General features: G+C 49.9%; 14 protein-coding genes and 2 tRNA genes. 4 read left to right on the top strand and 12 right to left on the bottom strand.

The window, feature by feature from the left end:
• Positions 1-49 precede the first annotated feature (49 nt).
• Positions 50-259 (top strand): hypothetical protein, encoded by a 210-nt coding sequence (locus ACNA05_RS07820; RefSeq protein ID WP_415810886.1) that lies wholly within the window; start codon positions 50-52, stop codon positions 257-259.
• 5 nt (positions 260-264) lie between these two features.
• On the top strand, positions 265-1,410 hold the full coding sequence (locus ACNA05_RS07815; protein ID WP_415810885.1) for a hypothetical protein: 1,146 nt from the start codon (positions 265-267) through the stop codon (positions 1,408-1,410).
• Between the two features lie 40 nt (positions 1,411-1,450).
• Here ACNA05_RS07815 and ACNA05_RS07810 read toward each other — a convergent pair.
• Together ACNA05_RS07810 and ACNA05_RS07805 are read right to left on the bottom strand one after the other, a co-directional pair.
• Positions 1,451-1,527, bottom strand: a tRNA-His gene (locus tag ACNA05_RS07810).
• Positions 1,528-1,611: 84 nt separating this feature from the next.
• Complete coding sequence (locus ACNA05_RS07805; protein ID WP_415810884.1) at positions 1,612-2,556, bottom strand: M48 family metallopeptidase; 945 nt, start codon at positions 2,554-2,556, stop codon at positions 1,612-1,614.
• Positions 2,557-2,737: 181 nt separating this feature from the next.
• On the opposite strand from ACNA05_RS07805, the gene ACNA05_RS07800 reads away from it, so the two are divergent.
• Positions 2,738-5,734 carry an AsmA family protein gene (locus ACNA05_RS07800; RefSeq protein ID WP_415810883.1) on the top strand — a complete coding sequence of 999 codons (2,997 nt, stop codon included), beginning with the start codon at positions 2,738-2,740 and terminating at the stop codon, positions 5,732-5,734.
• 127 nt (positions 5,735-5,861) lie between these two features.
• On the top strand, positions 5,862-6,731 hold the full coding sequence (gene phhA, locus ACNA05_RS07795) for a phenylalanine 4-monooxygenase (RefSeq protein WP_415810882.1): 870 nt from the start codon (positions 5,862-5,864) through the stop codon (positions 6,729-6,731).
• A gap of 190 nt (positions 6,732-6,921) precedes the next feature.
• On the opposite strand, the gene ACNA05_RS07790 is transcribed toward phhA, so the two are convergent.
• From ACNA05_RS07790 to ACNA05_RS07745, 10 genes are all read right to left on the bottom strand, one after another.
• Positions 6,922-8,250, bottom strand: a complete 1,329-nt coding sequence (locus ACNA05_RS07790) for an outer membrane beta-barrel protein (protein ID WP_415810881.1) — start codon at positions 8,248-8,250, stop codon at positions 6,922-6,924.
• A 340-nt stretch (positions 8,251-8,590) separates the two neighbouring features.
• The gene (locus tag ACNA05_RS07785) at positions 8,591-9,913 is read right to left on the bottom strand and encodes an outer membrane beta-barrel protein (protein ID WP_415810880.1); all 1,323 of its coding nucleotides are present in this window, start codon (positions 9,911-9,913) and stop codon (positions 8,591-8,593) included.
• A 261-nt stretch (positions 9,914-10,174) separates the two neighbouring features.
• Positions 10,175-10,250, bottom strand: a tRNA-Lys gene (locus tag ACNA05_RS07780).
• Between the two features lie 86 nt (positions 10,251-10,336).
• Entirely contained in the window at positions 10,337-11,461 is a 1,125-nt protein-coding gene (gene tgt, locus ACNA05_RS07775; RefSeq protein ID WP_415810878.1) for a tRNA guanosine(34) transglycosylase Tgt, read from the bottom strand.
• A complete protein-coding gene (gene queA / locus ACNA05_RS07770; RefSeq protein WP_415810877.1) occupies positions 11,461-12,519 on the bottom strand; it encodes a tRNA preQ1(34) S-adenosylmethionine ribosyltransferase-isomerase QueA in 1,059 nt (352 codons plus the stop codon). The genes tgt and queA overlap by 1 nt, the downstream gene beginning before the upstream one ends.
• 20 nt (positions 12,520-12,539) lie before the next feature.
• The gene (locus ACNA05_RS07765; RefSeq protein ID WP_415810876.1) at positions 12,540-13,004 is read right to left on the bottom strand and encodes a peptidylprolyl isomerase; all 465 of its coding nucleotides are present in this window, start codon (positions 13,002-13,004) and stop codon (positions 12,540-12,542) included.
• A gap of 45 nt (positions 13,005-13,049) precedes the next feature.
• A complete protein-coding gene (locus ACNA05_RS07760) occupies positions 13,050-13,958 on the bottom strand; it encodes a peptidylprolyl isomerase (protein WP_415810875.1) in 909 nt (302 codons plus the stop codon).
• Positions 13,955-14,458 (bottom strand): pantetheine-phosphate adenylyltransferase, encoded by a 504-nt coding sequence (gene coaD, locus ACNA05_RS07755; RefSeq protein ID WP_415810874.1) that lies wholly within the window; start codon positions 14,456-14,458, stop codon positions 13,955-13,957. Before coaD ends, ACNA05_RS07760 begins: the two co-directional genes overlap by 4 nt.
• A gap of 42 nt (positions 14,459-14,500) precedes the next feature.
• On the bottom strand, positions 14,501-15,310 hold the full coding sequence (locus ACNA05_RS07750; RefSeq protein ID WP_415810873.1) for a TIGR00282 family metallophosphoesterase: 810 nt from the start codon (positions 15,308-15,310) through the stop codon (positions 14,501-14,503).
• Positions 15,307-15,852, bottom strand: a complete 546-nt coding sequence (locus ACNA05_RS07745; RefSeq protein WP_415811266.1) for a 5-formyltetrahydrofolate cyclo-ligase — start codon at positions 15,850-15,852, stop codon at positions 15,307-15,309. The genes ACNA05_RS07750 and ACNA05_RS07745 overlap by 4 nt, the downstream gene beginning before the upstream one ends.
• Positions 15,853-15,856: the final 4 nt, after the last annotated feature.

Genomic DNA, 15,856 nt, shown 5'->3' with positions numbered 1-15,856 from the left:
CACCTTTATTGATCTCTGTGTTCTCTTTGGTGATTATTGGGGTGTGGTAATGACCTCCCCTTCCCAAAACCCAAAGCGAAGAAGCAAGCTCCAGCGCATGATCGACGACGCGCAATCGGCTGGCTTGGTCGTGACGCGGGTCGTGGACAAAGGCTATGGTCAATATGACTTAATCACAACTTCTCCCCAGAACCACGCACAGGAACAGTCTGCCAATATTATTGACTTGGAGATGCGCAAGGCGTTCTCAAAGGGATGATGGGAATGGTAAAGATACCATATTACAGAATCCGGCGTAACGAAATGGCCTATTGGGAGCCAACGCCGCGCATGAAGGCCTTGGGGTTTTCCAATGTGCCGCTCGGCAAAGACGGGCCGGAGGCGTGGTCTAAAGCCCATTACTGGAACGCCGAGTATCAGAAGGCGCGAAAGCTGGCCAAGGCTCAAGGTATAGAAGCCGTAGTTAAAACCGCCTGCCCTTATGGCAACGGAACGCTCGGCGCTCTCTACTGGCACTTTACGCGGTCGGAAGCCTTCTCGCGCAAGTCCAGAGCGGGGAAAGATGATTATCGCCGTGCGTGGCGGTATTTGAAGCCCGCTTTTGCTGATACATTCATCACCCAAATATCGGAAGGCGATTGCGAACGTTTTCAGATCCGCATGGAGCAAAACCATTCCGGCTATGAGCGGTACCGAACCATGCAGGTCTTTCGGAAGTTGATGAAGGAATGCGTCAAACGCCAATGGGTCAAGTACAACCCCGCGACCTCTCTTCCAAACCCCATGCCGCGCGGCCGATCCGCGTTTTGGCTAGCTGAGGAGATCGCGACGCATATCTTGGACGCGCATGAGGCAGGCTATACGGGCTTGTCAGTCGGATTGCGTATCATGTGGGACACTCTGGTCTCTCCTGTCGATGTGCGCGCTCTCAGAGTCGGCCAGATAGACGGTGACTTGATGTTTAACGCCCGGGAGAAAACCAGAGCAACGGCCATTTTTACCCTGTCCCCTGAAACGATAGGCGCCATTGACGACTACAAGCGATCACTCGACTTCCAGCTCATGCCTGATGCACAGCTCATACGAATGCGGTCCGGCCGAATTTACAAATCAAAGGACAGCTTTGCGAAAGACTTTAGGGCTGTGCGGGAGATATCATTCAAAGGCGATACGCGCCGCATGGCAGACTATCGCCGTTCAGGAAATTGGGAAGCAGCGCTCGGCGGCGCATCCAAAGCAGACCGAGCAGCAATGCTTGCAAACACCCTCGATAAAGACGCGTTTCTTGACGCCACTTACACCCCTATCAACCGGATAGATTCGGACAAAATGTATGCCAAAAGAAACGAAGGTCGCTCCATTTTGTTGGAACAGAAACGGTCTGGAATGTTGGAACGGATTACAGGCTAGGCGAATGACTCACGCAACTATCTGTAATTTAAGGGAAAAATGGTACCGCCTCTTGGTCTCGAACCAAGGACCTCCGGTTCCACAAACCGGCGCTCTAACCAACTGAGCTAAGGCGGCTAAACAGTGTGGCGGGACACCTAGCTTATGGACCCCCGCCATTCAAGTCGTTTTTATCATGCTTTAGAAGGAAAAGCAGATAAATTATGTGTTGATATTACGAAACCCTTGCGACCCCATTCTTTCCTGTCTTTGAATATATTCACTCAAGACCCGCGCCCGATCAGCTGGGTCCGGATGGGTGGACAAAAATGCAGGCTGACGAGATGGTGTGTCTGCGGCCATTTTTTCCCACAGACGAACGGCCTGATTAGGGTCATACCCGGATTTGTGCATGTAATTGACGCCCAAAAGGTCTGATTCAGTTTCGTGTTTGCGAGAATATGGTAAGACAATCCCGATTTGCGAGCCTAACCCCAGAGCGGTCACCAACATCTGCGTATTTCGATTAGCGCCTTGTAAACAGGACCTCCTTTGCGCCGCAGCCATATTTTTACACTTTCCCGAGAAAACCGAACTCCCTATCAAAGTCCCCCCAAGTACAGCGCCTTGCGACGCGATTTGCATAGACATCCTTTCGCGGGCGTGGGAGGCGGCAACATGACCGACTTCGTGTCCCATAATTCCAGCGATCTGATCATCATTATCAGCAAAGTCCATCATACCTGTATAGAATCCTACCCGGTTTCCCGGCAGTACAAACGCGTTTTTTGTATCTTCATCAAAAACGGCATAGTCCCAAGTTTGATCCGCTCGGCCCGCCCCTCTTGAAATGCGGCTCCCAATGTTGCGGAGGCGCCGAGTATATCGTGGATCATTTGTTGTGGGTGTCTCTTGCTTTAAATCTGCCCATGATGCCGCTGCCATATTGTCCAGTTCTGCCCCGCTTGGCGCCAGCCCTACAAATTGAGAGCGTCCCGTTACCGGATTAGTTGTACAACTCGCAAGTGCTGCTGCAGCCCCGCCGCCCGCAAGAGCTTTCACAAAACCGCGTCTATTCTGAACGTTGGTTTCTTGTATTGAGCCTTTTGAACTTGCCTTTGACACCAGTGAATTTGGGCTGTGGGTCTGGGAATGGTTGAAACACATTAATTTATCCTCCTGTGAATATAACGAGATGTCATACTCTTTCATAATGCTGCCAAAATATACAGATAAGGACCAGTATAGCATCGGCGGTTAAAATAGGAACGCATTGTCTTTGCTATCAGTTCCTTGATAAAGGGGGTGTACGGAACAGCCTTTAAAACCTTGCTGCACAGGAGATTACATGCGCAAGATCTTAATCGGGATTGCAGTTTTATTCGTGTTACTCGTCGGGGCGTTTATTATCGTCCCAGGCCTTATTCCCTCAGACGTTTACAAACAGAAAATCGAGACCCAACTCTCCAAAGAACTAGGGCGAGACGTAACCATCTCAGGTGACGTGCGCGTGCAATCATTTCCTTTGATCAAAGCGAAAACCAATGGCGTGCGCATTGAAAATTACGAAGGTTTTTCCGACACCCCTTTCCTTACCGTGGAAGAGCTAGAGGCCCGCATCCGTCTCTTCCCTCTTTTGGCCAAGCGGGTCGAAATTGCAGGGTTTAATTTGATAAAGCCTCAAGTTTATCTTGAGCGGCTGACGGATGGGCGCGCGAACTGGGAAAGAATAACCGAAAATGAAGAGACGCCTTCGGCGCCTGAAACGGATGAACCTTTTGCAAGGGACGGTCGTTTTGCCAATCTTGACCCACAGATTGAGGCTTTTAATCTCGTAGACGGACAAGTCATATATCAAGATAGCTTTGGCGGAGAACGATATGAGGCCGCCGATATTGACGGGTTTCTATCAGTGCCAGGCTTATCTGAGCCTCTAAAAATGGATTTAAGCCTGACGTATCAGGGAGAGCGCGCAGAAATCGACATGACACTGAATAGTATCCGCGCGTTCCTCGACGGAAATGAAGCGCCTTTCGATGCCGATATCAATACAGCATTCGCTAATATTTCCGCAAAAGGTAAGTTTTTAGCCTCCCCCGAAATGGATTTCGATGTAACTCTAGACTCAGAGATAAATAATCCTCGAGCGATTCAGAGCCTTAGTCCGCAAGAGATACCTTATCTTGGCCTTTTGACTTCCCTTAAAGCCAAAGGGAATTTCAGTCAGGTCAGTGGCCTCATCACGGCGAGCAACACTGACATTGAGGCGACCGGCGAAGCCTTAAATGGACGCTTCAATGGGTCTGCAACGCTCGGCGAAACACCTATTCTGAATGGGGAAACAGAGTTTGAGATTACGAATTTTGTGGCCTTAAAACCTTATTTGCCTGACGATACTCCGCCTCTTGATTTCTTTCAGTCCTTAGAAGGCAAAGCCAGCTTAAATGGCACGCCAAATGGGTTTGCCGCAAAGACTCTTCAGGCAAGTGCTAGAGGCGAAGACTTTTCAGCCCAATTCAACGGAGCCGCGGAGTATTCAGACGCTGGCATAACTGCCAATGGAACCTTCGACACCGAAGTTACAAACGCAGAAAATTTAGTTCAAACAGCCCAAATTGAAACGCCTTATGCAAGGCTCATTTCCGCTTTAAATGCGACCGGGCGCTTAAATTACAACTCTAGTAAAATTGTGATTTCAGATTTAGAGGCCACGGCCTCAAGCGGTGCTGTAAACGGCAGTTATAAGGGAGGCCTCGCCTTGGCAGACATTCCCAAAGCCGAAGGTCAGTTTAGCCTCGACATTCCGAATTTTGCTGAGGTGGCCCAGACCCTTCCGAGTAAAGTGCCCTATTCGCAGTCAATTAAGACTATAAGCGCTTCTGGACAAATCAGTACACAGGGCGAAACATTTATTTTAACCGACCTTCAGGCAGGCTTGAGTGAAGGACTTCTGAATGCGACTTTTGCCGGAAACGGACAATATGCGCTTAACGATGCAAACGCCTTATCTTTGGACGGCGCTATAACGGGGGAAATCACCGATGTCAGAGCTCTAGCCGCATTAAACGGCACCGATCTTTCTCCTAACACGGACACTGGAGCAATATTCGAGACTTTTTCTATCACAGGTGACATCGCCGGAACAGCTAACAAACTCACTCTGTCCAAGGCAGAGATCGCGTTTGACGACATTCGAGGGAGCGGCGCCTTATCGGCTACACTCCGCGAGCCGCGCCCTCTAATAGAAGGAAATTTGGCACTTCAAGGACTTGATCTACGACCCTATATGGCCAGCTACAGCACGCAAAACCCGACAGGCGAAATTCAGCCTTGGAGTGAGGCTCCCCTCAATCTCGCCCCCCTCAAATCCCTCGATGCAGAACTCGATGTATCAACCCCCAATGTTATTACAGACAGGTTGAAATTAGGCCAAACCCAGATGGACGTGACACTGCAAGATGGCGTTTTAAACGCAAAACTTCCTACGGTGGCGCTTTACGGCGGAAATGGAAAAATGGATTTAACATTTGACGCTTCCAAGCCTGTCCCGTCTTTGACCCTAACGGCGGGGTTAAATGAGCTTAACGGAAATAATTTTCTCAGTGCGATCGCCGGTTTCACCAAAGCATCCGGCGAAGCTAAAACTGACCTTTCCATCACCTCCTCCGGACGTTCCCAAGCGGAAATTATGCGTGGACTAAACGGCCAAGGCGGGTTTGGGCTGCTGGACGGGCAAATTCAGGGCATTGATGCCAGCAAGTTCTTGACGGGTCTCGATGATGCCTTGAAGTCACGAAGCCTCCCGTCCGGAATTGGGAGTTCTCAAATCACCAAATTTAAAGATCTAGTTGGCCTTTTCAAAATTGAAGACGGCGTAGTGAGCATCAATGAGTTTAATCTGGCGGCGCTGGGCGTAAGCGCGAATGGTGTCGGCACAATTGATATGGGGAATCAAAAAATGGATTTCCGGTTCAGGCCAAAGCTCACAGGAGATAATGCAAATAAACTTGGAAGCTTCGGCATCCCAATTCGTTTTGCCGGAGATTTCGGACAAGCGTCCCCAAGTTTGGACACGGAGTTTCTCGGCAAAATCGTAGCCGATCGAGCCAAAGGCGAAGTGACCTCTAGGCTACAAGACCAAGTTAAAGGCCCCTTAGGCGGCATTCTTGGCGGCGTTCTAGGAGGCCAGAACACACCGCCAGATTCCTCGCCCGAGACAGCAACACAAGAGGAGCCGCCCCAGTCTCTGGACGCGCCTGCAGAACAGCCCGCCGAAAAAGTAGAAGAGGAAGATACAAAGAACGAGTTGGAAAAAGCCCTGGGGTCAATTTTCGGGGACAGGTAATTTTGCCTCATTAGCAAAACTTTGCCTCGAAGAGGCGCAACTTTGCCCCGTCTTCGGACTGAATTGCAGGATGATTTATCGTGACTTCCTTCCTATGTCTTTGGAGAAACTCAATAAGTGAGCCTTTATGATAGACGATCCAATTATTGCTTCTCAAACTCCTGCCGAGGACTTTACTATCCGGCAGGTTTGGGATGCCTATACGGAAGAAGAACATGGCGTCTGGGATACACTTTACGAGCGTCAAAGCGAGCTTTTGAAGGGCCGCACGACGCACGAATTTCTTGATGGGTTAAAAAAACTCTCTCTGAGTGAAGGCGGCATTCCTAACCTTGACGACCTCAATCCAAAGTTAGAGGCTTTGACAGGTTGGAAAGTTGTTATGGTTCCCCACCTTGTGCCGGACGACGTGTTCTTTGACCATCTTGCCAATCGACGATTCCCTGCCGGGCGATTTATACGCAAGGCTGATCAGTTGGATTACTTGCAGGAACCAGATATTTTTCATGATATTTTCGGACATGTGCCACTGCTAACCCAGCCAATTTTTGCAGATTATATGGAAGCTTATGGGAAAGGCGGATTGCGGGCATTAGAGTATAACGGTTTGAAAAACCTGGCTCGTCTTTACTGGTACACCGTGGAATTTGGCCTGATCAAAACGCCGGAAGGCTTACGCCATTACGGCGCCGGCATTGTCTCCTCTTTTGGTGAAGCGCAATACAGCCTGGAAAGTCCGTCCCCTCATCGCATCGATTTCGATTTAATGCGCGTCATGCAAACGGATTACAAAATTGATGACTATCAGGATGTCTATTTTGTTATCGACTCGTTTGAGCAATTGTTTGAAGCAACACAGCAAGATTTCGCGCCGCTTTATGACCAACTATCCAAAGTTTCCGAGGCCTATACACCGCAAACGATATTGAAGACAGATAGTGTTCTCCAAAAAGGAACATTGGAATATAGTCAGAGTAAATCTGCTTCTAAAGAGTGAACCTGCCCCCTCTTTCACGTCCTAAAATTTAAAAGACGTCATATCCGAAATAGCCACACCTAACGTCCTTGATGGAACAAATAGTTCCTGCGAGTCTGGCCTGCTCACGTCCCTAAGTCCCACGTCTAATTTTCCATAAAAAAAGCCCAGCGCGAAGCCGGGCTTTCGAAAAGCTACGTGGTCTAAGACCCTAGTTTACACCAGCGATTGTGCCGAGTGTTACCAGGACTTCAGTCCGGCGGTTTAGTTGCTCTCTGACGCCGTCACCTGTTTCAACGAACGGCTCAGTTTCACCTTTGCCTTCAGATGTTATCATATTGGCATCTACGCCTTGGCGGCCAAGTTCTTCACGAGCATCCGCAGCACGGCGCTGTGAAAGGCCGAGGTTATAGGCCTGTGAACCGGATGTATCAGTATGACCGACAACGCGGATGTTCTGAACTGCACAATACTGACCTACATCTAGGATGCGGTTAATTGTGTTGCGTGTTTCAGCAGATTGGCCTTTGTCGAATTCGTAATAGATGATCTCTTGACGATATTCTTCTTCACAAACGTTAACAACTGGGCACTGTTCAATCGTTGGCGCTGTTGATCCATCGGAACATACAACTGGCTGTGCAGGACATTCAGCAGCACTGAAGACCATAGAACCATCCCAACACTCAACGTCTGGCTCAGGCTGTGGCTCTGGCGGACACTGATTGGCGTTAAACACCATAGAACCGTCCCAGCATGACACATCAGGTGTTGGCGCAGGCGGCGGCGTAGACGCACCAAAGCGATAACGAATACCTGTCATCACTGTGTGAGAATTAACATTATCCAACTCGGTTGTGATATCTGTTGTAGCGCCTGTAACGTTATTTGTACGGACACCTTGAACAGTCAGGTCACCACCGTCTTGATATTTATAGTTTGTATCCCACGTTAGGTTATCTGTGATAGCAACCCCAAGGCCAGCAATAGCTTGCCAACCAAAATTGTTGTCTTTGTCATCAAAGGCACAATTAAAGGAATCACCACCGTTACGGGCACCTGGGCAAGCTGTTGACGGAACTAAAACAGTTCCGGGGGAGCCGACAGCGCCGGATGGGAAATCACTTGCTACTGCAGAGAGGTCACCTTGTACAATGCCCAGACCTGCACCAACATAAGGCTGTAAGGTGCCAGTGCTGTTGAAGTCATATAGAGCGTTAACCATCAATGAATTCGTCCGGAGCTTGGCGTAAGATTGTGGCAACGAATCGATTCGTCCAAGGTCCGTCCAAAGAGAAGAACCATCTAATTCAACACGGAACCCGTTACCTACTTCATAACCTAGTCCGAGTGAGTATGCGACGTCACCGACGCTTTCATTCTCACCCACGAGGCCGCCGGAAAATTCTGTATCTGTATGTGCGCCGTAACCTGCGTTTCCGCGCAAGTACCAACCGCTATCGCTATCTTGGGCGGTGGCAAGTGTTGGGACCGCCATTAATGCGGCGGCTGCCGCGGCAAAGAGAAGCTGCTGCTTCATGATAAATTCCTCCGTAAATGGTCAGACCATTTTTATTAATAATTAAATGTCGCACCTATCATGCTGACAAATCTAATACTTCTGTAATATGAAATTGTTCCATATTATTTGACGTCCGATCCGAATAAGTCTCCCGCCCTTCTATTCAAGGCGGCGGAGCCGAATTATCAAACCGACAGACCCTATAAAATTAAAAACCAAACAAGTCTTTAATAAGGCATTAAAACGGATTCTTATTTTTACGACTTTATGGAATGCCGAGACATTAGGAAAATTAGTTTTTCCATAAAAAAAGCCCGGCGCGAAGCCGGGCTTTCGAAAAGATATGTGGTCTAAGACCCTAGTTCACACCAGCGATGGTGCCGAGTGTTACCAGGACTTCAGTCCGGCGGTTTAGTTGCTCTCTGACGCCGTCACCTGTTTCAACGAACGGCTCAGTTTCACCTTTGCCTTCAGATGTGATCATATTGGCATCTACGCCTTGGCGGCCAAGTTCTTCACGAGCATCCGCAGCACGGCGCTGTGAAAGGCCGAGGTTATAGGCCTGTGAACCGGATGTATCAGTATGACCGACAACGCGGATGTTCTGAACTGCACAATACTGACCTACATCTAGGATGCGGTTAATTGTGTTGCGTGTTTCAGCAGATTGGCCTTTGTCGAATTCGTAATAGATGATCTCTTGACGATATTCTTCTTCACAAACGTTAACAACTGGGCACTGTTCAATCGTTGGCGCTGTTGATCCATCGGAACATACAACTGGCTGTGCAGGACATTCAGCAGCACTGAAGACCATAGAACCATCCCAACACTCAACGTCTGGCTCAGGCTGTGGCTCTGGCGGACACTGATTGGCGTTGAACACCATAGAACCATCCCAGCAAGACACGTCAGGTGTCGGCGCAGGCGGCGGTGTAGACGCACCAAAGCGGTAACGGAAGCCTGTCATCACTGTGTGAGACCCGACATCTTCCAAATCAGCTGTGAACTGTGTTGACAGTCCGGATCTGTTGTTTGTGCGGGTACCAGCAATGTTTGCTGTACCAGAATCGAGGTACTTGTAGTTTGTATCCCAGGATAGGTTGTCTGTGATTGCATACCCAAGACCCGCAAGGATTTGCCAGCCAAGATTAGACTCATCACCTTTTGCAGAGCAAACGAAGGAATCTGATCCATTGCGCAAGCCAGGGCAAGCAGGTGAAGGGACCAGAACAGTTCCCGGAGTGCCGACTGCGCCTGATGGGAAATCACTCGCAACGGCAGAAAGGTTTGATTCAACAATACCGATACCAGCACCAACATATGGTTCCCAGCGACCAAAATCATCAAAGTCATAGATTGCGTTAAGCATCAAAGAATTTGTACGAAGCTTTGAATATGACTGCGGCAGGGAATCAATCTTGCCCATGTCAGTCCAAAGAGAGGAACCATCGAGTTCCATGCGCCAGCCGCTTCCAAACTCGTATCCCAAGCCAAGAGAGTAAGCGACATTGCCTTCGCTTTCATTCTCGCCGATCAGGCCATCAGTGAATTCTGTATCTGTGTGGACGCCGTAACCTGCGTTTCCGCGTAAGTACCAACCGCTATCCTGAGCAGTCGCAAGCGATGGGGCTGCCATCAATGCGGCGGCTGCCGCGGCAAAAAGAAGCTTCTGCTTCATAGTAAATTCCTCCGTCAATGGTCAGAGCCATTTCTGTTAACAATCTGATTGTCCCGCCTAACGCGATAACAAATCTATTACCGCCCTAACACGAAATGGTTCCGCGTGGCCATAATGGAATAAAAATATTTCAATTAATTTAAAAGAATTTTTTTAGAAAGTTGCGAAAATGCACCACTTTTCACGAAATTCCGTCTATTCGGCACGGTTTGACTTAAAAAATCAAATGTTTTCAATCTAAAAAACGAATCTAAGGGGGAATGGTACGCCCACACGGACTCGAACCGTGGACATCCTCATTAAAAGTGAGGCGCTCTACCAACTGAGCTATGGGCGCTTTCCAAAGCGTGGCGTTACCTATGCGGGGCAGTTTTGACAGTCAAGCCCCAAACTGTGGGTTCTTCCCGTCAAATTCAGTCAAAATCAGCCTTTCCAATTACTCCGGAAAGAATCTGCGAAGTCTTTGAACCTTTGTTCTGCTATAGCAGTCCTTATTCTAGCCATCAGGTCCTCAAAATAAGCTATATTATGCCAACTCAGAATCATAGCCCCCAACATTTCTTTTGAGCGGATGAGATGATGGATGTAGGCTTTAGAATAACTTTGAGACGCCTCACACTTTATTGAGCCATCGAGCGGCGCCTGATCCTCGGCAAACTCTGCTCTTTTGATATTATACGGGCCCTCATCCGTCCAAACCTGCCCATGTCTTCCAGACCGTGTAGGAATCACACAATCAAACATATCGACGCCCCGGGCCACCGATTCGACCAGATCAATAGGCTTGCCCACTCCCATCAGATAGCGGGGGCGACTCTCGGGTAAATGCGGCACGGTGAACTCTAGGACATTACACATGGCCTCATGCCCCTCCCCGACGGCCAAACCGCCAATCGCAAACCCGCCATACCCGCCAGATGTGGTTTCACTCAAACTTGCCTCGGCAGAGCGTTGCCGTAAATCCTCATAGATCGACCCCTGGATAATGGCAAAGAGGGTTTGGTCTTTTCTGTCTCCAAACGCCGCCAAAGAACGCTTTCCCCACCGCAAAGAAAGTTCCATGGATTTTTTAGCTTGCTCATGTGTCGACGGAAAATCAGTGCATTCGTCCAGCTGCATCGAAATATCAGCACCGAGCAGATCGGCCTGAATTTCTATCGATCTTTCCGGAGAAAGCATATGACGACTTCCGTCCAAATGGCTCTGAAACTCGACGCCCTCTTCACTCATCTTACGGAGTTTTGAGAGAGACCAGACCTGAAATCCACCCGAATCGGTCAGGATTGGGCCGCTCCACCCTCCAAATTTATGAAGGCCACCAAGTTTTTTAACCCGTTCCGCACCGGGTCGAAGCATAAGATGATAGGTATTTCCCAATATAATATCGGCCCCGGTCTCCTTCACTTGGTCCATATAAACACCTTTGACCGTTCCGGCCGTCCCAACAGGCATAAAGGCAGGTGTTCGAATGTCTCCGCGCGGCGTTTTCAAAACACCCGTTCGAGCCTTGCCTTCGGAGGCGTGAATATCAAAAGGGAAAATTGCCACTATTGCGCCTTCCAGATTAAGCTACTATCGCCATAAGAATAAAAACGGTAATCGTGTTTTATCGCATGGGCATAAGCCTTTTGCATCCTGTCGAGACCGGCCAGAGCACTTACCAGCATAAATAAAGTAGATTTCGGCAAATGAAAATTCGTCATTAGCCCGTCAACCACCTTAAATTTTGACCCGGGCGTGAGAAATATATCCGTTTCGGTTGCCCCGTCTGCTATCAAACCGTTTTCATCGCAGGCACTTTCCAATGCCCTCAAAGAAGTCGTCCCCACAGCAATGACCCGCCTTCGCTCTGATTTCGCGTCATTCAAATTCTTCGCCGTCTCACGGGAAATCGAATAGCGTTCAGAATGCATTTTATGGGTGGAGGTATCGTCGGATTTGACGGGCAGAAACGTCCCGGCGCCTACATGTAAAGTTAGGCGTTCAATCTGCACGCCCTTATCCGCCAAAGCTGCAAAAACAGTATCGGTAAAATGAAGTCCTGCCGTCGGCGCGGCAACAGATCCCGTCTCATTCGCGTAAACAGTTTGATAGTCTTTAACGTCCTGCTCGTCCGGCTTACGTTTCCGCGCAATATAGGGCGGCAGAGGCGGCTCCCCGGCGGCGTTTATTTCCGCAATGAGATCGCCTTGAGCCTTTAAAACAAGGCCAACATCTCCTCCGTCCTGCTTATCTGTCACAGTCCCCGTCAGAGTTTTCGAGAACGTAAGGACATCACCGGGCCGCACCCGTTTCGCCGGACGAATAAACGCCCGCCAGATATTATCTGCCACGGGCGTATGGAGATTCACATCCACCGTTACGGCGCCGCCGCCGCCATGCTCACGCGCGGCGCGCTTGCCCTTTAAAGCAGCGGCGAAAACTTTCGTCTCATTCAGAACCAGCACATCTCCAGCGCGCAAAAGAGACGGCAAGTCAGAGACGTGACGATCCGAAAACTCTCCCCCTGCGCCGACTTGGAGCAGTTTGGCTGAGTCGCGCGGAACCGCTGGCCGCAACGCAATTGCGGCCTCAGGCAGAGTAAAATCAAAAAGAGAGACGTCCATATTGGATCGCCTTATAAATATTAGCCTTCAACGACCGTCATTTTGACGATTTTACCTGGCATACGGGGCGGCTCGCCTTTGGGCAGGGCGTGAATCAAATCCATCCCGCTTTCGACTTCACCCCAGACTGTGTATTGGCCATCCAGGAACCCGGCCTCGTCCAAACAGATGAAAAACTGACTAGAAGCGGAATTCGGGTTTTGCGCCCGCGCCATGGAACAAACGCCTTCGACATGAGGATGGCGGTTAAATTCTGCCGGAATATTCTTTTTTGCACCGCCCATACCAGTGCCGTCTGGGCAACCACCCTGAGCCATAAAGCCATCAATCACCCGGTGGAAGGTCAGCCCGTCATAAAAGCCTTCTTTGGCGAGTGTTGTGATTTGCTCTACATGTTTCGGCGCAAGATCAGGACGGAGCAAAATAGTCACATCACCAGGTTTTCCGTCATTGGCATCGACGGTCATGATAAGTTTATCGGACATAGGAGAACTTTCTTCTTATGATAATATAAGCTTTAGAGTTTGAATTTATTCAGTTTTTGTCGGCACAGAGATATCACAGATATCCGGATAGGTGCCGTCGGACTTTGCCTCGGTTTTGAGAAAGGCTTGAAATGCTGGGTGGTTCGTTTTCATGACATAAGCCTCAGGGCGAACTTCATCTGCCAAATCTGCGGCAACACGAACGGTATTCATTTGATCCGGAACAAAACCTGCTTCTCCAGCCGTTCCAACTTTGAAACGACGCAAGTGTTTATGTCCGAGGACAGTATTCCCCCAGATCGTGTATTCTTGATCGAGATGAGAGGCGCGATCGCGCATCAGAAAAAATTGGCTGTTTGCAGTATCCGGATCGCTTGTTCGAGCCATAGACGTCACGCCTCTGCAGTGTAGCCCATAAGCTGTCACTTTCCCATCTGCTGTCAACATCGACTGAGCCATAGGCTGGGACGCGACAGGTAAGGATTTATAAAATCCAACATCTATGGACTTCCCTCCGTCCTGACGCGCGCTAATCAAGGTAACGGGCATGGAGGCATCGCGCCGGAACGTAAAGTTACCCTTTAGATCTGGAAGCTCGGAATCCCCACTTCCGTCACCATTCGATCCATCACCGGTCTGGTTCATAAAACCTTCAATCACCCGGTGGAATGGGACATTGTCATAAAAACCTGCGCGAGCGAGCGCTTTGACCCGCTCCACGTGAGCGGGCGCAATCTCGGGATATAGCTCAACGCCTATAAGGCCGTAAGCTGTATCAATTAATAGAAGGTTTTCAGGGTCAACTTTCCGCCAGGCATCAGAGGGAACATTGCTGCCCTCGGCCGCCGAATTTGTTGCTTCAGATGGGGTTTCCTGCGCAGAACAAGCCGTCCCCAACATTGCCAGTGGCATAGCGAGTGAAAAAGCCAAAGCTGTTGTAACATGTTTCATCATGTAAATTTATCCTTCAAGCGAAGCTCAACTTCGGGGGTAACAAACTGCGAAACATCACCGCCAAGGCGGGCGATTTCTTTCACAAGGCGGGACGCAATAGTTTGGAACTGCGGGTCAGCCATGAGAAATACAGTTTCAATATCCGGGTTTAAACGATCATTCATTCCCGCCATCTGGAATTCATATTCGAAATCCGAAACGGCGCGTAGGCCGCGCACTATCATATTGGCGCCGACATTTTCAACGAAATGTATCAGTAGGCCTTCGAACGGCAGGACCTCTACCTCAATGCGATCCCGAAACGGCTCCACAACATTCTCGACCATCTCCACCCGTTCACTAAGCGGAAAAAGCGGGTTTTTTGATCGGTTTATGGCCACGCCGACAACCAGGCGGTCACACAAGCGACTCGCCCGTTTCAGAATATCCAAATGCCCCAGGGTCATCGGATCAAATGTTCCGGGATACAGGGCAGTTCGGTGTTTGGCGTTATGTGTCATGAAAGCGTTATAACAAAGCAAGTGAGCTTTTAAACAAATAGTTTAGGAAGGTATAATTTCGGAGAGTTGCCCGCCAATACGTATTGGGCTGACCGTTTTTGCCAGGCCTTTCCCGTCTGTCTCCACATAGACGCCGCACAGGGTTCCGTCTCCCGAAGCCGGCGTAAAGCGGCCCCCTTTAATACGAGTCGTAAATCGCCGCAGCGGTTCTTCGACTTCCATCCCTATTATGGAATTATAATCTCCGCACATGCCGGCATCTGTCTGAAAAGCCGTCCCCTCCGGCAGAATTCGCGCATCGGCCGTCGGGACATGCTGATGCGTTCCCACCACAAGCGAGGCCCGACCGTCACAAAAATACCCCATCGCCGCCTTTTCTGAGGTGGCTTCAGCGTGAATATCCACCAAGACGGCATCCGCGACATCGCCGAGCGGCGCGGCGGATAGCTCTCGCTCAACCCCAATAAAAGGGTCATCCAGCGCATCCATAAACACCCGGCCATGCACATTTATAACGAGGAAGTTATAGCCCTTCACATTGAACAGTCCGGCGCCGCGTCCCGGCACCTGACCCACGGGATAGTTACAAGGACGCAGAAGCCGCTCTTCATTTTCAATGACGCTAATCCCCTGCGCTTGGTCAAAACTGTGATTGCCCAGAGTGAGCACGTCCGCGCCTGCCTCGAACAACTCATCCGCCGTCGCCCGCGTTATTCCGAAACCGCCCGCCGCATTTTCCGCGTTAATAACCACGGCATCGAGGCCGAGTTTAGAGCGCACATGCGGAAGGTGGCGCGTGACGGCGTTGCGCCCGGCGCGTCCGACGACATCTCCGAAAAAGGCAAATTTCATGCAAAGATCCTAAAAAACTGTTCCGTCAATATACCGTCCAAGGGCTGATCATGTTCATCTGTCGGCAGGTCCGGCACCTCTTGCCCAGCATAAGCCACGCCGCAAGCAAAAACGTCACCTTCTGCGCGAAGTTTGGCGAGAGTTCGGTCATAATATCCGCCGCCATACCCCAGCCGTTCCCCCTCAGGCGTAAACGCAAGGAGCGGAACGAGAAGTAGGTTCGGGACGATGATTTCCTGATGCCCCTCAGGCTCAGTCGTACCAAACAAACCTTTTATCAAAATATCATTTTTCTTATATTTGCGGAAGCTCAACGCCTGTCCCATAGGTGGCGTGACGGGTAAGGCAAGCTCACAACCCGTTTCTTCTATAGCCTCCATCAATGGTAGTGGATCTATTTCCTGACCCATGGGACAATAGCCTCCAACAACACTTCCTCGAAACAAACCTACTGGAAAATGACGTATCAATTCTATTGACGCCCCGGGTATATTCAGGCGCGAACGCCGTTCTTTCGCAGATAGCCTTGCGGATCGTTTCACCTCA

The organism is Litorimonas haliclonae (assembly GCF_965138505.1).
GTDB classification, from domain to species: Bacteria; Pseudomonadota; Alphaproteobacteria; order Caulobacterales; family Maricaulaceae; genus Litorimonas; species Litorimonas haliclonae.
This window is presented reverse-complemented; position numbering and strand designations above follow the sequence as displayed.